This is a genomic window from Streptomyces sp. NPDC002701 (assembly GCF_042889045.1).
GTDB lineage: Bacteria > Actinomycetota > Actinomycetes > Streptomycetales > Streptomycetaceae > Streptomyces.
Map to the genome: position 1 here is coordinate 803,373 of NZ_JBIAQL010000001.1, position 17,342 is coordinate 820,714.

Genomic DNA, 17,342 nt, shown 5'->3' on the forward strand with positions numbered 1-17,342 from the left:
TGTACGAGATCACCCGTACGAGCTGAGAGCATAGGTGGCGGATCACACGGACAGGGAGGGGCACATGCCCGAGCGGGGCCGCACCACGCGGAGCCGGCGGAACCAGGACGGCACGGGGACACACATACCGGGCGCGGCGGTGAGCGAGAAGAGCGCGATCGCCGCCGCCGCGGCGCCGGTACCGCCGCCGGGCGCCCGCCGCTCCGTCGGGTTGCTGGTCACCCTCATCCTCGGCGGCCTCACCGCCGTACCGCCGCTGTCCATGGACATGTACCTCCCGGCGCTCCCGGAGGTCACCGACGCCCTGCACGCGTCCGCGGCCACCGTGCAGCTGACGCTCACCGCGTGCCTCGCCGGCATGGCGCTCGGACAGCTGGTCGTCGGCCCGATGAGCGACAAATGGGGCCGACGGCGCCCGCTGATCGCCGGGCTGCTCGTCTACATCCTCGCCACCGCCGTCTGTGCGATCGCGCCGACCGTCGAACTCCTCGTCGCCTTCCGGCTGCTGCAGGGCCTCGCCGGCGCCGCCGGGATCGTCATCGCCCGGGCCGTCGTGCGCGACCTGTACGACGGCGTGGCCATGGCGCGGTTCTTCTCCACGCTCATGCTGATCTCCGGGGTCGCGCCGATCCTCGCGCCGCTCCTCGGCGGACAGGTACTGCGGGTCACCGACTGGAGGGGCGTCTTCTTCGTCCTGACGGTCATCGGGATCGTGCTGACCGCCGTCGTCTGGCGGCTGCTGCCCGAGACGCTCCCGCCCGGACGACGGCACGACGGCGGCACCCTCGAAGCCCTCCGCACCATGCGCGGCCTGCTCGCCGACCGCATTTTCACCGGCTACATGCTCACCGGCGGCTTCGCCTTCGCGGCGCTCTTCGCGTACATCTCCGCCTCGCCGTTCGTCGTCCAGGAGATCTACGGCGCCTCCCCGCAGACGTACAGCATCGTCTTCGGCGTCAACTCCGTCGGCCTCGTGATCGTCGGCCAGATCAACGGCAAGATCCTCGTCGGCCGGGTCAGCCTCGACAAGGTGCTCGCGGTCGGACTCGCGGTCATCACCCTCGCGTCGGCCGCGCTGCTCCTGATGTCCGCCGGGGCGTTCGGCGAGGTGGGACTCGTCCCGATCGCCGTCGGGCTCTTCGTCCTCATGTCGGCGATGAGCCTGTGCATGCCCAACACCAACGCGCTCGCCCTCATGCGCACCCGGCACTCCGCGGGCTCCGCCTCCGCCCTGCTCGGCACGTCGTCCTTCCTGGTCGGCGCGATCGCCACGCCGCTGGTGGGCATCGCGGGGGAGCACACGGCCGTCCCGATGGCCGTCGTCCAGCTCGCGTGTTCACTGGTGGCCGTCGGCTGCTTCATGGCACTGTGCCGTCCCTGGCGGAAACAGCCGGACGGGCAGCCGGAGGTACGGACGGTCGTACCGGCGGACGTGAAGGGAGCGGGGAGCTGAGCGCACCGAGACTGCGCCCCGGCACACCGGAGCGTGCCGGCCTCGACCCCGGGGAACTCGACCGGCTCGTACGGGAGTTCCGCGGGCTCACCGACGGAGACCGACCCTGGGCCGCGGGCGCCGTGCTGCTCGCCGGGCGCGGCCCCGTGATCGCCGTCGAGGAGGCGGCGGGCTGGGCGGTGCGCTACCGCGGCTACGACGAGGAGACGGACGCCGGCCTGGAACTGCCGTGCCGCGAACGGGTGCCGGCCACCGTACGCACCCCCTTCGACCTGGCCTCCCTCACGAAGCTCTTCACGAGCGTCGCGGCCGTGCAGCAGCTGGAGCGCGGCACACTGGGCATCGACGCGCGCGTGGGGGCGTACCTGCCGGGCTTCACCGCGGCCGCCGAGTACGGCATCACCGTGCGGCACCTGCTCACCCACACCTCCGGACTGCCGCCCGAACTCCCGCTGTACGACTGCCCGGACGACAGGGCGCGGCTCGCCCTGCTGCGCGCCGAGAAGCCGGTGACGGCGCCGGGCGGCGCGTACGGCTACTCGGACCTCAACATGCTCCTCCTCCAGCAGGTCCTGGAACGGATCACCCGCCGCCCGCTGGACGCCCTCGTCAGGGACGGGATCACCCGGCCGCTCGGCATGGCCGCCACCGGCTTCGGGCCCTGCCCCGGCGCCGCCGCGACGGAGGACCAGCGACGGCCCTGGGCCAAGGCGGACCGCGGGATGCTGCGGGGCGTGGTCCACGACGAGAACGCGTGGGCGCTCGGCGGGGTCGCGGGCCACGCCGGCCTCTTCTCGACGGCCGGCGACCTCGCGGTCTTCTGCCGCACCCTGCTGGCGGGCGGCTCGTACGGCACCGCCCGCATCCTCGGCCCCGACTACGTCGAACTGCTCCTGACGCCGCCCGGGCTCGGCTTCGCCCTGGACCAGCCGTGGTTCATGGGCACTCTCGCCGGTCACGGGGCCGCGGGCCACACGGGCTTCACGGGTACGTCGCTGGTGCTGGACCCGTCGACGGACACGTTCCTGGTGCTGCTGGCGAACACCGTCCACCCGCGCCGCCGGCCGCCGGACCACGGGCCCCGCGCGGCGGCGGCCACACGGCTGGCCAGGGCGGTACGGGGAGCCTGAGGGTGGGGAGGGGCCGCGTGCGGGGTGCGCCGCGGCCGGTCCGGGCCTCGTAGACTCCCCTCGTGAACGCCCCCGTCTCCTCCGCCTCCGCCGGCTCCCCGGCCGAGACCCTGCGCGCGGCCCTCGCGGGACTGCTCGACGGACTGCCGCCGAAGGTGGCCGCGCAGGCCGTCGACCGGCTGATCGCGAACTACCGGGGCACCACCCCGACCGACGCCCCGATCCTGCGCGACCGCGCGGACGTGGCCGCGTACGCCGCGTACCGGATGCCCGCGACCTTCGAGGCGGTACGGGCCGCGCTGGACGCCTTCGCGGACGTCGTGCCCGAGTGGGTGCCCGGCAGCCACGTCGACGTGGGCGGGGGGACGGGCGCGGCGACCTGGGCGGTGAACGCCACGTGGCCCGCGGAGCGTCCGGTGACGGTGCTCGACTGGGCTGATCCGGCGCTCGCGCTGGGCCGCGAACTGGCGGCGAGCAATCCGTTGCTGCGGTCCGTCGCCTGGCAGCGCTCCCGGATCGGAGCGGCGCTCACGATCGAGAGCGCCGACCTCGTCACGGTGTCGTACGTGCTCGGTGAACTGACCGAGGCCGCGCGCGGCGCCGTCGTCGACGCCGCCGCGGCCGCCGCGCGGGCCGTCGTGATCATCGAGCCCGGCACACCGGACGGGTACGCCCGGGTGATCGACGCGCGTGACCGGCTCGTCGGCGCCGGGTTCCACGTCGCGGCGCCCTGTCCGCACAGTGCCGCCTGCCCCATCGTCCCGGGTTCGGACTGGTGCCACTTCTCGGCCCGGGTCAGCCGGTCGTCCCTGCACCGGCAGGTCAAGGGGGGATCGCTGGCCTACGAGGACGAGAAGTTCAGCTATGTCGCCGCGACGCGCTTTCCGGTGGCTCCGGTCCCGGCGCGGGTCGTGCGGCGGCCGCAGATTCGTAAGGGGCAGGTCCTGCTGGACCTCTGCGAGGCCGACGAGCGGATCGCTCGCGCGACCGTGACGAAGCGGCAGGGGCCCCTTTACAAGGGGGCCCGGGATGTGGGGTGGGGGGAGGGGTGGCCGCCGGGGTAGCTGATTTTCAGCCCGTCCGGCGTCTGAGGACGAGCGCGCAGCGCGATCGCGGGGGTCTGGGGGCGCAGCCCCCAGAAGGGACGGGAATGGGTAGGGGCGGCGGGGGCGAGAAAACCCCCGTTGGCGAGACGGCGCGTCTTGTTTGTGCTGGTAGGTTCGTCGCATGTCCCCCGACCCCGCCCGCCGCAACGAGAAGTCCCGTCGCGCCATCTACGACGCCGCCCTCGCCCTCGTCAGCGAGATCGGCTACCCCAAGACCACCATCGAGGGCATCGCGGCCCGCGCCGGCGTCGGCAAGCAGACGATCTACCGGTGGTGGTCGTCGAAGGCCGAGGTCCTCATGGAGGCATGGGTCGACCTGGGCGCCCAGACGGCGGAGGCCGCCGGGAACGGGGAGTGGACCGACGGCGACGGCATCCCCGACACCGGCGACGTGGAGGCCGACCTCAAGGCGGTGCTGCGCGCCACCGTCGACGAGCTCAACGACCCGCGCTACGAGGCCCCGGCCCGCGCGCTCGCCGCCGAGGGCGTGGGCAACCCCGCCTTCGCGAAGGAGTTCGTGGCCACGCTGCTCATGCCCCCGCTGGAGCTGTACGCACAGCGTCTGCGCGCGGCCCAGGACGCGGGCCAGGTGCGTACCGAGGTGGACCCCTACATCGCGCGCGACCTCTTCGTCTCGCCGCTCGCCCAGCGCTGGCTCCAGGGCACCGGAACCCTCGACCACGCCTACGCGAACAAGCTCGTCGAGTACGCCCTGTACGGGATCGCCCCCCGCGAGAGCACGCGGTCGCAGCCGACGCCGTGAGTGGGCACATCATGACAAAGCGGGCCATGGCACTCGATCGTCGCCCCGGGCGGGCATCGCCCCACCTACCCCGGATGTGGGCTCCGGTCCCCCGGAGCGCAGGATGGTGGGACCATGAGGCATGCTGTCCGCACGATAGCCAGGCGAGGGGATCTATGAGCGCAGAGATGGGCCGCCGCTCCGGCGGGCAGGGCAGGATCTCCCAGTGGCTGCGCGGCCGGCGCCCACGACCGGACGCCGCGGACGAGTCCGCGGACCGTGAGGAACTCCTGCTCGCCGCCGCGGGAGCCGGGCTGCCGCTCGCGCCCGCCGCCCATCCCTCCGCCTACCGGTGCTCCTGTGACCGCGTCGGGTGTCCGACCCCGGCGCGCCACCCCGTGTCCTTCGCGTGGCAGACGCAGTCCACGACCGACCCGGCGCAGATCGAGCGGTGGGCCCGGCACCAGCCGCTGGCCAACTTCATCACCGCGACCGGCATGGTGCACGACGTGCTGGACGTGCCCGTCGAGGCGGGGCAGGAGGCGCTGGACCGGTTGCTCGCGTCGGGTGTCGAGGTCGGGCCCGTCGCCCTCTCCGGCAACGACCGGATGCTCTTCTTCACCGCCACGCGCGGTACGCCCGAGGACGAGGACGAGTGGTGGCCGTGCGAGCTGGACTGTCATCCCGAGACGATGGATGAGCATCCGGGGCTGCGGTGGCACTGCCGGGGGTCGTATGTGCTGGTGCCGCCGGCGCGGTTGCCGGGGGAGCTGGTGGTGGAGTGGGTGCGGGGGCCCGAGTACGCGTTGCCTGATCCGTTGTCCTTGCTTGAGGTGCTGACGGATGAGTGCGCGCGGTATGCGGGGGGAGAGCGGGAGCAGGCTGCTGCCTGGCCTTTGCGGGGGTGACTCCCGTCGGGGGCTTCTTGTTCGGGTGCGGGTGCGGGTGCGTTGTGGCTGGTCGCGCAGTTCCCCGCGCCCCTTAAAGGCAAAAGACTGCGCCGTTCCCCGCGCCCCTCAAGACGAAAGATTGCGCCGTTCCCCGCGCCTCTCAAGACGAAAGACTGCGCAATTCCCTGCGTCCCCTAAAGACGAAAGACTGCGCCGTTCCCCGCGCCCCTGAAGAGGGGGTGGGTTATTCGCCCTTGGCGGATGTCAGGCCCTGGATTCTGCTGAGGAACGTCACCTGTTGGTTCGTGGCGGACTTCGGGGGGGTCAGGACTGCCTGGTTGGAGATCGACTCCAGGGTCAGGGACTGCTTCGGGTCGCCCGTCATCAGGGCCTTCACGTCGGCGTTGGTGACGTTGATGGGGACGCCCGGGGCCGCCGTCTGCTTCTGGTAGTGGCGGGTGGTGAAGAAGACGAGGGCGCCGCCGTCCGCGGTGCGCAGCCCCACCGGGGCGTAGTCGCCGGAGGTCACCGGCTCGTCGATGTACTGCTGGGCGAGGCCGGGGCGGGCCGCGTTCTTCGCCCGGTCGGAGCGCCACTTGGTGGTGTGGACACCGGCGGCGAAGGTGCTGCCGCCGTCCTTCAGATAGGTCGCGTAACTCTGCGGGAGCTTCCCGGGAGCGACCGCCAGGTCCGCCGCGTCCGCCGTGACCGGCTGGGCGAAACCGTCCTCGTCCTTCGCGAACTCGGGTATCTCCTCGGCGGAGGCGATCGTCAGGTACGACACCTGCCACACCTCGTTCGCGTCGCTCCGGGTGAACACCAGCAGCCAACGGTCCTCGCCGCGCCCCTTGTTGGCCTTCGAGGCGGCGACGAACCAGCGCGGCCAGCCCGCCTTCTCGGGAATCGTGAACTCGGTGTCGGTCAGCTTCAGGGGCACGTACTTCGGGTTGCCGCCCGGCTGGTTCTCGGCGCCGGCCCGCAGCTTCGCCCCGTCGATGTCACCGAGGGCGCCCGTGACCCGGTCCGCGTCCAGGGAAGGGTCGTTGGCGCCGTTCGCCTCGTTGTAGGCGGCGGTGAAGTCGGCCAGGGCGCGCGCGGCCTCGGCCTTCGTGGCCCCGGGGAGGATCTCCCGCTCCCCGTGCACGACCACGCACCCGCTCGCCGTCACCGACAGCACGGTCACCGAGGCCGCCGTCAGCGCGCTCCGGCCGAGCCTGCGAAGCCTACGAGGGCCGCGATCCCTGCTCATCGAGTCCCTTCACCTTCCCCGTCCCGGTTCCCGGAGGCGAACCCTACCGGGACCCGGCGGCGCGCGGACGGCGGGTCGGCGATCCGGCCGTACCCCGGCCGGCCGGTCAGGGCTCCCGCACCGGCGCCACCATGACGGCGGCCGTGCGCGGGTGCGGGAACACCTCCACCGGCTGTCCGTAGACGTCCGAGAGCAGCGGGCCGGTGAAGACCTCCGCGGGCGCCCCGTCGGCGACCGCGCGGCCGGCGCACAGGACCACGGCCCGGTGCGCGTAGGCGGCAGCCAGACCCAGGTCGTGCAGGACCACCACCACCGCGTCCCCCGCCCGCGCCCTGTCCCGGCAGACGCGCAGCACCAGCTCCTGGTGTCTGAGGTCCAGCGCGGCCGTCGGCTCGTCGAGCAGCAGCAACCGGGCACGCTGGGCGAGCACCCGGGCCAGCGCGACCCTCGCCCGCTCGCCGCCGCTCAGCGCGGAGAAGGGCCGGGCCGCGAAAGCGGTGACCTCCGTCGCCGCCATGGCCGCGGCCACCGCGGCGTCGTCCTCGTCCTCCTCGGGCCTGCCGGCCCACGGCGCCCGCCCCATCCGTACGACCTCCTCCACCCGGAACGGGAAGGAGAGCGAGGCGGACTGGGGGAGCACCGCCCGGCGCAGGGCCAGTTCGTGCGCCGACCAGCCGGACACCGGGCGGCCGTGGACCCGTACGACACCCGAGGCGGCCGGGAGATCGGCGGCCAGCGCGCCCAACAGGGTGGACTTGCCCGCCCCGTTGGGACCGACCAGCGCCAGCACCTCGCCCGCGCGGGCCACGACGTCCACACCGGACAGCACCTCGCGGGCGCCGAGCCGGACCCGCAGGGCGGCAGCCTCGGCGAGTACGTCGCCGGCGGCCACCGGCCCCGGCGGCCTGGTCCCCCCGCGGAGCCACCCCGTGCCCTTCCTCATGCCCAGCCTCCTTGCCTGCGACGGGTCCTGCGCAGCAGCCAGAAGAAGAACGGGCTGCCGAACAGGGCGGTCAGCACACCGAGCGGCAGTTCGGCGGGCTCGGCGACGGTACGCGCCGCGAGATCCCCCGCGAGCAGTACCACCGCACCGCCCAGCGCGCTGCCGGGAAGGAGGAAGCGGTGGCCGGGTCCCGCCGCCATGCGCAGCAGGTGCGGGACGACGAGCCCCACGAAGCCGATGACCCCGGAGACGCTCACGGCCGCCGCGGTGAGCAGCGCGACGACCAGGACCAGCACGATCCGGAGCCGCTCGACGTCCACGCCCAGGTGCCGGGCCGGACGCTCGCCCAGGGCCAGCAGGTCCAGTTTGCGTGCGTAGAGGGGCGCGACGGCGAGACCGGCCGCCGCGCACGGCAGCACCGCCAGCACCTTCGGCCAGGTCGCCTGGGAGAGCGAGCCGAGCTGCCAGAAGGTGATCTGGTTCACCGCCGCGGTGTCGGCCAGGAAGATGAACAGGCCGATCAGCGCGCCCGCGAAGGCGTTCACGGCGATCCCGGTCAGGATCAGCGTCACGACCTCCGTCCGGCCGCCCGAGCGGGACATCGCGTACACGAGCAGCGCCGTGCCGAGGCCCGAGACGAAGGCGAACGCGGGGACCGTCCAGGTGCCGAGGAAGCCCAGGCCGAGCGAGATCGCGGCGACCGCGCCGACCGCCGCGCCCGACGAGACGCCGATGACGCCCGGTTCGGCCAGCGGGTTGCCGAACACGCCCTGCATCAGCGCGCCCGCGCAGCCCAGCGAGGCACCGACGAGCAGCGCGAGCACGATCCGCGGGAAGCGCACGTTCCACAGCACGGACTCGGGGACGCGGGCCAGTTCGCCGTCGCCCAGGCCGGCGCGGTCCGCGACGGAGGAGAGGACGTCACCGGGCGGGATCTCGTACGCGCCGAGCCCGGCGGAGGCGAGGGTGAGCAGCAGGAGGAGGACGGTCAGACCGACGGTGAGCAGCCACGGGACACCGCGGCGGTGCGGCGCCGCGGGACGGCCCCGGCCGGCCTGCTCCCCGGGAGCCCGGCCGTCCCCGGCGTCCCCGTCGTCTCCGGTGGTGGTCTCCTCGTGCGTCCCGGTCCCGGGTGCGGGCCTGTCGGTCACGGTCACTCGGTGTCCCCGTACAACTGGCCGACGACGGACTTCAGTACGGCGTCCGTGCGGGGGCCGTAGGTGAGCAGGACGCCGTCCTCCACCGAGACGACCCGGCGGTCCATCCCCGCAGGTGTCTGGGCGACGCCGGGAATCTTCACCAGGCCGTCGACGCCGCCGACGGACTCGAGTCCCTTGGACATGACGAGGATCGCGTCGGGGGCCGCCGCGGCGAGGGCCTCCGTGGTGATCGCGGTGAAGTCCTTCTCCAGGCCCGACTCGGCTCCGGCGTCGACGGCACCCGCCGCTTCGAGCAGCGAGGTGGCCCCCGAGCCCCTGCCCCCGATCAGATAGACGGACGCGGAGCCGCGGAGGTAGAGGAAGGCGACGCGCGGCTTGTCGGTGTTTTTCGGAACGTCCTCGCGTACGGCGGCGAGCCGCTTCTCGGAACGCCGCGTGAGTTCCTTCCCCGCGGCCGGTACGCCCAGGGCGCGGGCCACCGTCTCGATGCGCGGGCCCACGTCGTCGAGGCCGCGCGCCGGGGCGACGACGAGGACGGGGACGCCCGCGTCGCGGATCTGTTCCATCGCCTCCGCGGGCCCGGTGGTGGCCTCGGCGAGCACCAGGTCGGGGTGGAGGGACAGCACGCTCTCCGCGGAGACGTCGTGGTTGCGGGTGACCACCGGCAGTTTCTCCGCCTGGGCGAACGTGGCCGTGATGTCACGGGCGACGACGCGGTCACCGAGGCCGAGCGTGAAGACGATCTCGCTGAGCCCGCCGGAGAGCGGAACGACGCGTTCGGCGTCCTCGACCGTGACCTCGTGTCCGTCCGACGACCGGACGGTGACCGGGAGTCGGGGCTCCGGGGTGTCCTCCAGCGGCTCGACCCGGTCGGCCCCGACACCGGCTGCGGCTGCCGACTCCGACGCCCCCTCCGGCGAGGCCGGGCCGGAGCCGCAGCCCGCCACCACAAGCACCGCAAGCAGTGCACCCGCCACTCGTCCCCGCATGCGTCGCACGGCCGCGTATGTCCTTTCGCACAGGTGGTGGGGCAACTGAGCCCCGTGGCAACGGGCTTGCGCCCCTGGGGGGCGCGGGGAACTGCGCGACCGGCCACGACGATCCCGCAGTCGACCCATGGCCCGCGGCCCTTTCTGTCTCATCCGGTGCTTCCCGTCCCGGAAGGCATAGCTTAGGTTAGCCTTACCTTCCTGGCCAGGTCGGGTGCGCCCAGCATCACGCACTCCACCCCATCCGGCCAGACTCGCCCCGTCCGGAGGACACATGCCAGCCCGCCCACGCCTGCGCACCCAGGTGCCCCTGCTCTGCGCGGCAGTACTCGCAGCAGTGATCGCAGCGCTGCTCCCGGCCGACCAGGCCCACGCGGCGAGCCGTACCGTGCAGGGCGGCCGTCTGGACTGGGGCATCAAATCCTCCTTCCAGAGCTACGTCACCGGGCCGACGGCGAACGGCGGTTTCTCCCTCACCGGGGGCGCGGCCACGGTCGGCGGCAGCCAGTTCCGCTTCCACTCGGCGGCCGGTACGTACGACGGATCCTCGGGTGCCTTCACCGCGGGATTCTCCGGCGGAGTCCACTTCCTCGGGCACAGGAAGGCCGACGGGACCCACCAGCTCGACCTGACGATCAGCCGCCCCACGGTCCGGCTGTCCGGTGGCGGCGGCACCCTCTACGTCGACGTCATCAGCAAGGCGAAGGGCACCGGGGCGGTCACGACGTCCTCACAGGTGCCCTTCGCCTCCCTCTCCCTGGGCGGCATCGACATGAAGGGCGGCGGCGACGCCGTCCGGCTGCAGAACCTGCCCGCCACGCTCACCGCCCAGGGCGCCAGGTCCTTCGCCGGGTACTACACGGCGGGCACCGCCCTCGACCCGGTCAGCCTCTCCGTGGACGTGCGGGCGGCGGCCACCGAGCCGACCCGCACCCCGTCCCCCTCCCCGACCCCGACCGAGCCGAAGGCGCGGAAGGCGGCCGCCGGCAGGATCGCGGACGGCGCTGTGGACTGGGGCGTGCGCAGGACGTTCCGCGAGTACGTCACCGGAGCCGTCGCGGACGGCGAGTGGAAGCTCACCGGCGGAGCCCAGGACGGCGGCGCGCTCTTCCGCTTCCCCAAGGGCTCGGGCACGTACGACGAGAAGAAGGGCACCCTCGACGCGACCTTCGCCGGAGCCGTCCGCTTCACCGGCGAGCAGGGCCTCGATCTGCGGCTCAGTGCGGTCCGTGCCGAGGTCACGTCCGCGGGGAAGGGCACCCTCCGCGCCGACGTCGTGCGCGCGGGCGAGACGAAGAAGAAGGTGCCGCTCGTCACCTTCACCGCCGCGGACCTCACGCCGGCACAGGGCCTCGCCCGCGTCGTCGAGGCCCCCACGAAGCTCACCGCCGCGGGCGCCGACGCCTTCGGCGGGATGTACAGGGCGGGCACGGAGATGGACCCGGTCTCCCTCGCCGTCGCCCTCACCGACAGCGCCGAACTGCCCGCCCTGCCCGACCTGGGCAGCACGGAGTCGGCCACGCCGAAGGCCGCGGACGCCGGACCCGAGAAGAACGGGCCGGGGGCCGAGCCGGGTACCGGGGCCACCGCGAACGGCTCGGACGTCCCCGCCCTGCCCATCGCGCTCGCGGCCGCCTCCCTGGTCGCGGTCGCCGCCGCCTACCTGTTCCTCCGCAGGCGCCGCCCGCACCCGGCCTCCGGGTCCCCCGGCACCTCGGCGGCCCCAGGCACCCCCACCGCCCCTGACGCCTCCGGCAAGAGCTGAACTTCACCTTCCCGTCCGCCAGTTGCGCGGACCCCGCACCCCGAACCGAGGAGACCCACGAACCATGGCCGCCAACCGTCGCCGCCCCACAGCCCTCGCCGCAGCCTGCGCGACCGCCGTCACCCTCGGCGCCACCGCGCTCGCCGCGACCTCCGCCTCCGCCGCCGAAGTACCGCTCAAGGGCTACGAGTTGACCTGGGGCATCAAGCAGTCGTACCGCTCGTACGTCACCGGCATGGCGGCCGGCACCTTCACGCCCGAGGGCGGTGCCACCCAGGCCAAGGACAACGGCGTCTTCACCTTCGTCGACGGCACCGGGAGCTACGACTCCGAGTCCCACACCGTCGCACTCGGCTTCGCGGGCTCCCTGAAGATCGTCTCCAAGGCGCACGGCTTCGAACTCGTCCTCAGTGACGTGCGGTTCGACAGCAAGGACGCCCAAGTCACCGCCGACGTGACGAAGGCCGGAACGACCCAGCAGGATGTGCCGCTCGCCGACGTCACCGTCAACCGCGCGATGACGGACATGGCGACCAAGCTGACCAAGGAGGCGGGAGACACCTTCGGCAGTGCGAGCTACGCGGGCGCGGCCGGCGACCCCCTGACGGTGGTGGAGAAGAAGACCGAGTCGCCGAGCCCGACACCCTCCGACTCCACGACCCCGTCGGCCACGCCGTCCACGACGCCGTCCGGCATCCCCTCGGGCACCCCGTCCGGCACCCCCTCCACCGGCTCGACGGGCTCGACGGACCCGGCCCCCTCGGCCACCGAGGCCGCCACCCGGGGCAAGATCTCCTACGGCACGCTCGGGTGGGGCGTGAAGCAGTCCTTCCGTACGTACGTCGTGAACGGTCCGGCCAAGGGCAGCATCACCGTCTCGGACGGGGCGACACAGGCGTCCGGCAACGGCGTGTTCACCTTCCCCGACGCCACCGGCATCTACGACACGGACGCCGACACCCTCACGGCGTCCTTCAAGGGCTCCGTCAACTTCAAGGGCCACGAGGACAACGGCACTTACGGTCTCGACCTCACCCTCAGCGACCTGAAGGCGGAGCTCGACGGCGGCTCCGGCACACTGACGGCCGACGTCGACAGCCTCGGCGAGAAGTCCGCCGACGTGACCCTCGCGGAACTGAAGCCCGCGTCGGCCGACCTGACCGCCGAGGAGGACGTCATCGTCCTCGACGACGTCACCGCCACCCTCACCGCGGCGGGCGCGAAGGCGTTCGGCGGCTTCTACCAGGCTGGCGCCGCACTCGACCCGGTCGACGTCGCGGTGGCCCTGACCGAGGACGCCGAACTCCCGGACACCGGCCCGACCTCCTCGACCGGCACGGGCGGCACCACGGGAGGCACGACCGGCGGGACCACCGGCGGGACCACCGGCGGCGTGGGCACGACCGGTTCGACCACGGGCGGCGTGACCGGCGGCCTCGCCTCCACCGGTTCCGACGTCCCGGCCGGCGCGCTCGGAGCGGCCGCGGCGGTCACCGTCGCGGCGGGCGCGGGCGTGGTGTTCGCCGTACGCCGCCGCCGGCTGACGGGCTCCGCCCAGGTCTGACCAGGCCGCGACCCGCGCCCGGCGGCCGGGCGCGGGTCCGCGGATGTCGGTGGCATGGTGTTGGATGCCCGCGTGACTGATTACGACGTGCTGCGGGTCTTCTGCGGGCCGCGCGGCGAGTACGGCAACGAACTCGGGGTCGTGCGGGAGGGTTCCGTCCTGCCGGAGCGCGACGACCGGCAGGCGTTCGCGGCCAAACTCGGCTTCAGCGAGACGGTGTTCGTGGACGACCCCGAGCGCGGGGTCATCGACATCTACACGCCCGGTGCGCGGCTGCCCTTCGCCGGACATCCCTGTGTCGGCGCGGCCTGGCTGCTGGACGTCCCCGAACTCGTCACGCCCGCGGGGGTGGTGGGCACCCGCCTCGACGGCGAGTTCACCTGGATCGAGGCCCGCCCGGAGTGGGCACCGCCACGCACCCTGCGCCGGTACGCGTCGGCCGCCGAGGTCGACGCACTGCCCGTACCGGAGCCGGGGGAGTGGCTGTACGCCTGGGCATGGGAGGACGAGGCGGCGGGCCGCGTCCGAGCCCGCGGCTTCCCCGGCCGGGGCGACGGCATCGACGAGGACGAGGCGACAGGCGCCGCGGCCCTGCAACTCACCGCCCAACTGGGCAGAGCCCTGAACATCATCCAGGGCAAGGGCTCCCAACTCCTCACAGCCCCCCAACCAGAAGGCTGGACAGAACTAGGAGGCAGAACCCTCCTGGAAAACTGACCCAAGCCCCCGCGCTCCCAGGGGCGCGGGGAACGGCGCAGTCTTTTGCTTTCAGGGGCGCGGGGAACGGCGCAATCCTTTGTCTTCAGGGGCGCGGGGAACGGCGCAATCCTTTGTCTTCAGGGGCGCGGGGAACTGCGCGACCAGCACCCCCCACCCCGCACCCACCCCGCAAAACCCAGTGGAACGCTCACGCGCTGATGCGGAACTCTTCCCCCAACGCCCCGAACACCCCGGTGTTCAACGCGAACGCCCGCCGGCACTCGGCAACGATCCGCTGCTTCTCCAGATCATCCGCGGGAAGAGCGTCGAGCAGCTCCCGATACCCCCGCTTGAACGCCGCGGGGTTCCCGATGTCCTCGAACACATAGAACCGCACCCCGTCACCCTTGCGGGCGAACCCCCACGTCTGCTCCGCCTTGCCCCGGATGATCTGCCCACCGGAGAGATCACCGAGGTACCGCGTGTAGTGGTGCGCCACGTACCCGCCGGGCCACGTACGGGCACATTCGGCGACCCGCTCCGCGTACTCCAGCGTCGCGGGCAGGGCGGTGACACCGTCCCGCCACCCCGCGCCCCGCAGATGGGCGAGATCCCGCTCCAGCGAGGCGAGCCGCAGCAGCTCGGGCCGGATGAACGGCCCCGCCACCGGATCGTCGGACAGCGCACGCGCACCCGACTCCAGCGCCTCGTACACGAACCACAGCTGTTCCGTGTAGCGCGCGTACGCGTCCACGCCGAGCCGGCCGCCGAGCAGGTCGCTCATGAAGGTCGAGGTCTCCGCCTCCACGTGCTGCTCGTGCGACGCGGTGCGGATGAGCGTCGAGAACGGTGTGCTCGACGAGTTCATGAGGACCTCCGGGGGCGAAGGGGGGAGACGGGAGCCCGCCAATCTTCTATGGTTAGGCTTACCTAAGTCAATGGCCTTCCCGACGCCCTGTCGGTAAAACCGTACCCCGGATCCCCGCCACTCCCACATGAAAGAGCCGCCCGCTCGGAACGAGCGGGCGGCACGGGGAGGACGAGGGGGCGGCTACGGCAGCGTGAGGACCTCGGCCCCGCTGTCCGTGACCACCAGCGTGTGCTCGAACTGCGCGGTCCGCAGCCGGTCCTTCGTGACGACCGTCCACCCGTCGTCCCACATGTCGTACTCGTGCGTCCCCAGCGTCAGCATCGGCTCGATCGTGAACGTCATCCCCGGCCGGATCACGGTCGTGGCGTGCGGGCTGTCGTAGTGCGGGACGATCAGCCCGGAGTGGAACGACGTACTGATGCCGTGCCCGGTGAAGTCCCGGACGACCCCGTATCCGAACCGCTTCGCGTACGACTCGATGACCCGGCCGATGATGTTGATCTGGCGGCCGGGCCTGACCGCCTTGACGGCCCGCTCCAGCGACTCACGGGTCCGCTCGACCAGCAGCCGCGACTCCTCGTCCACGTCGCCGACGAGGTACGTGGCGTTGTTGTCGCCGTGCACGCCTCCGATGTACGCCGTCACGTCGAGGTTGATGATGTCGCCGTCCCGCAGGACGGTGGAGTCCGGGATGCCGTGGCAGATGACCTCGTTCACGGAGGTGCACAGGGACTTCGGGAAGCCCCGGTAGCCGAGCGTGGACGGGTAGGCGCCGTGGTCGCACATGTACTCGTGCGCGACGCGGTCCAGTTCGTCCGTGGTGACGCCGGGCGCGATGAGCTTCGCGGCCTCCGCCATCGCCCGCGCGGCGATCCGGCCGGCGGTCCGCATCGCCTCGATCGTCTCGGGCGTCTGCACCTCCGGCCCGGTGTACGGGGCCGGCGCGGGCTTTCCGACGTACTCGGGGCGGCGGATGTTTCCGGGCACGGAACGGGTGGGGGACAGCTCCCCTGGGACGAGCAGTGACTGGCCAGACATGCCAGCGAGTCTAACCAGCGGGGATGGGGGAACATGTCGGTGGCGAGAGGAGCTGGTCATGGCCCTGTTCAAGAAGCGGACGGTCGGGAAACCGGGCGAGTGGTACTACTGCCTGGAGCACAAGAAGGTCGAGGAGGGCCCCGAGTGCCCCGCGAAGGACCGCTTCGGTCCGTACGCGTCCCGCACGGAGGCCCAGCGGGCGATGGACACGGCCCGCGAGCGCAACACCGAGTGGGAGACGGACCCGAGGTGGCACGACGCCGATCCGCGGGCCGCGGGCGACAACTAGAGCTTCGCCGTCTGCGGGCCGGTGGGGGCTGATCGCGCAGTTCCCCGCGCTCCTGAAATGCCCCGGGCGCGGGCGGTGTCTGCGCTCAGCCCCCACCGGCCGGCACCAGTCAACGCTCCTCAACCACCCCGCCCCGCAGAGACTTCATCCGCACCGCGTGCGGATTCGTCCGCACGTCGTACGCCATCAGCTTCGGCAGACACACCGCCAGCACCCCCACCGCGCCCACGCACATCAGACCCCCGGCCCACACGGACGCCCGCACGGAGAAGACCGCGGCCATCCCGCCCGCCCGCACCTGCCCCAGCTGCGGCCCCACCGAGTACGACAGCAACTCGATCCCGGCCAGCCGCCCCCGCAGCTCGTCGGGAATCGTCTGGTTCCACATCGCCGCCCGGAAGATCCCGCTGACCATGTCGCAGCACCCCGCGAGCGTCAGGAACAGCAGCACCAGCCACACCTCGTGCACCGCACCCGCGGCCACCATCGCGAGCCCCCAGAACCCCGCCGCCAGCACCACCATCCGCCCGTGCCGGTGGATCCGCGAGGTCCACCCGCTCGTCAGACTGACCAGCAGCGACCCGGCCGGCAGGGCCGCGTACATCAGCCCGAGCGACCACTCGGCGTCCAGCTCGTCCGCCAGGAAGGGCAGCACGGCGAGCGGGAACGCGAAGAACATGGCCGCCAGGTCGATCGCGTACGTACCGAGCAGTTCCTTGCGGCTCCACGCGTACCTGGCCCCCTCCGCTATCGACCGCAGCGACGGCTTCGCCGCCTCGTGCGCGGCGGGTGACGCGGCGAGCCCCACGGCCAGCCCGAAGGAGAGCACGAAGGTGACGAGGTCCGCGGCATAGGCCCAGCCGAGCCCCGCGTACGCCACGACGAGCCCCGCGACCGCGGGCCCGGCGACCCCGCCGACCGTCCAGCGCAGCGAGTTGAGGGCGGCGGCCGCCGGCAGGTGCTCGTGCCGGACGATACGCGGGGTGAGCGCGTCGAGCGCCGGCCGCTGGACCGCGACGAGCGCGGAGGAGAGCGCGGCGACGACGTACAGCGGCCACACCCTGGGGTCCGGCAGCAGCGCGTTGACGAGCAGAACGGCCGAGAGCAGCCCCTGCCCCGCCTCCGTCCACAGGATCAGTTTCCGTTTGTCCAGGGCGTCCGCGAGGGCCCCGCCGTACAGCCCGAACACGATCAGCGGGGCGAGTTCCACGGCCCCGATCGCTCCGACGGCCACCGCGGACCCGGTCAGCTCCTTCATCTGCACCGGCAGCGCGACGAACGTCAGGAAGCTGCCGAAGGTGGTGATGAGCCCGGCCACCCACAGGCGCCGGAAGTCGGCGGAGGTCCGCCACGGCGCGAGGTCGGGCAGCAGCGCGCGCAGCCGCGAGGCACCACCCCCGGCCGCCGCGGCATCGGCATCGGAATGGGCGGCATCGGCGTGGGCGGCCTCGGCA

At 72.7% G+C, this 17,342-nt stretch carries 16 protein-coding genes; 9 read left to right on the forward strand and 7 right to left on the reverse strand.

Going from position 1 to position 17,342, the window contains the following annotated elements:
* The first annotated feature begins 64 nt into the window (after positions 1 to 64).
* The 5 genes from ACFYXC_RS03435 (at position 65) to ACFYXC_RS03455 (ending at position 5,339) form a co-directional block, all read left to right on the forward strand.
* Complete coding sequence (locus ACFYXC_RS03435; protein WP_389546326.1) at positions 65 to 1,453, forward strand: multidrug effflux MFS transporter; 1,389 nt, start codon at positions 65 to 67, stop codon at positions 1,451 to 1,453.
* The gene (locus ACFYXC_RS03440) at positions 1,378 to 2,583 is read left to right on the forward strand and encodes a serine hydrolase domain-containing protein (RefSeq protein WP_389546769.1); all 1,206 of its coding nucleotides are present in this window, start codon (positions 1,378 to 1,380) and stop codon (positions 2,581 to 2,583) included. The genes ACFYXC_RS03435 and ACFYXC_RS03440 overlap by 76 nt, the downstream gene beginning before the upstream one ends.
* Positions 2,584 to 2,645: 62 nt before the next feature.
* Positions 2,646 to 3,647 (forward strand): small ribosomal subunit Rsm22 family protein, encoded by a 1,002-nt coding sequence (locus tag ACFYXC_RS03445; protein WP_388924592.1) that lies wholly within the window; start codon positions 2,646 to 2,648, stop codon positions 3,645 to 3,647.
* A 163-nt stretch (positions 3,648 to 3,810) separates the two neighbouring features.
* Entirely contained in the window at positions 3,811 to 4,452 is a 642-nt protein-coding gene (locus ACFYXC_RS03450) for a TetR/AcrR family transcriptional regulator (RefSeq protein ID WP_388924595.1), read from the forward strand.
* A gap of 155 nt (positions 4,453 to 4,607) precedes the next feature.
* Positions 4,608 to 5,339 (forward strand): bifunctional DNA primase/polymerase, encoded by a 732-nt coding sequence (locus tag ACFYXC_RS03455; RefSeq protein ID WP_388924598.1) that lies wholly within the window; start codon positions 4,608 to 4,610, stop codon positions 5,337 to 5,339.
* Positions 5,340 to 5,565: 226 nt separating this feature from the next.
* Here the strand turns inward: ACFYXC_RS03455 and ACFYXC_RS03460 are convergent, their stop codons facing one another.
* From ACFYXC_RS03460 to ACFYXC_RS03475, 4 genes are all read right to left on the reverse strand, one after another.
* The gene (locus ACFYXC_RS03460; protein ID WP_389546331.1) at positions 5,566 to 6,570 is read right to left on the reverse strand and encodes a hypothetical protein; all 1,005 of its coding nucleotides are present in this window, start codon (positions 6,568 to 6,570) and stop codon (positions 5,566 to 5,568) included.
* A gap of 106 nt (positions 6,571 to 6,676) precedes the next feature.
* Positions 6,677 to 7,513, reverse strand: coding sequence for a heme ABC transporter ATP-binding protein (locus ACFYXC_RS03465; protein ID WP_389546335.1), 837 nt, complete (start codon positions 7,511 to 7,513; stop codon positions 6,677 to 6,679).
* Positions 7,510 to 8,520, reverse strand: a complete 1,011-nt coding sequence (locus ACFYXC_RS03470; protein ID WP_389546772.1) for a FecCD family ABC transporter permease — start codon at positions 8,518 to 8,520, stop codon at positions 7,510 to 7,512. Before ACFYXC_RS03470 ends, ACFYXC_RS03465 begins: the two co-directional genes overlap by 4 nt.
* A gap of 146 nt (positions 8,521 to 8,666) precedes the next feature.
* Complete coding sequence (locus ACFYXC_RS03475; RefSeq protein WP_388924607.1) at positions 8,667 to 9,662, reverse strand: hemin ABC transporter substrate-binding protein; 996 nt, start codon at positions 9,660 to 9,662, stop codon at positions 8,667 to 8,669.
* A gap of 274 nt (positions 9,663 to 9,936) precedes the next feature.
* Here ACFYXC_RS03475 and ACFYXC_RS03480 point away from each other — a divergent pair, with 274 nt between their 5' ends.
* The 3 genes from ACFYXC_RS03480 (at position 9,937) to ACFYXC_RS03490 (ending at position 13,708) form a co-directional block, all read left to right on the forward strand.
* A complete protein-coding gene (locus ACFYXC_RS03480) occupies positions 9,937 to 11,427 on the forward strand; it encodes an HtaA domain-containing protein (protein WP_389546338.1) in 1,491 nt (496 codons plus the stop codon).
* A 64-nt stretch (positions 11,428 to 11,491) separates the two neighbouring features.
* Positions 11,492 to 12,991, forward strand: a complete 1,500-nt coding sequence (locus tag ACFYXC_RS03485) for an HtaA domain-containing protein (protein WP_389546341.1) — start codon at positions 11,492 to 11,494, stop codon at positions 12,989 to 12,991.
* Between the two features lie 72 nt (positions 12,992 to 13,063).
* Complete coding sequence (locus ACFYXC_RS03490) at positions 13,064 to 13,708, forward strand: PhzF family phenazine biosynthesis protein (RefSeq protein WP_389546343.1); 645 nt, start codon at positions 13,064 to 13,066, stop codon at positions 13,706 to 13,708.
* Positions 13,709 to 13,898: 190 nt separating this feature from the next.
* Here the strand turns inward: ACFYXC_RS03490 and ACFYXC_RS03495 are convergent, their stop codons facing one another.
* Positions 13,899 to 14,558, reverse strand: coding sequence for a heme oxygenase (biliverdin-producing) (locus tag ACFYXC_RS03495; protein ID WP_388924619.1), 660 nt, complete (start codon positions 14,556 to 14,558; stop codon positions 13,899 to 13,901).
* Between the two features lie 183 nt (positions 14,559 to 14,741).
* Complete coding sequence (gene map, locus ACFYXC_RS03500; protein WP_388924622.1) at positions 14,742 to 15,599, reverse strand: type I methionyl aminopeptidase; 858 nt, start codon at positions 15,597 to 15,599, stop codon at positions 14,742 to 14,744.
* A 58-nt stretch (positions 15,600 to 15,657) separates the two neighbouring features.
* Here map and ACFYXC_RS03505 point away from each other — a divergent pair, with 58 nt between their 5' ends.
* Positions 15,658 to 15,888: a hypothetical protein gene (locus ACFYXC_RS03505; RefSeq protein ID WP_388924625.1), complete on the forward strand. Its 231-nt coding sequence runs from the start codon at positions 15,658 to 15,660 to the stop codon at positions 15,886 to 15,888.
* Between the two features lie 109 nt (positions 15,889 to 15,997).
* Here the strand turns inward: ACFYXC_RS03505 and ACFYXC_RS03510 are convergent, their stop codons facing one another.
* Positions 15,998 to 17,269: an MFS transporter gene (locus tag ACFYXC_RS03510; RefSeq protein ID WP_388924694.1), complete on the reverse strand. Its 1,272-nt coding sequence runs from the start codon at positions 17,267 to 17,269 to the stop codon at positions 15,998 to 16,000.
* Positions 17,270 to 17,342: the final 73 nt, after the last annotated feature.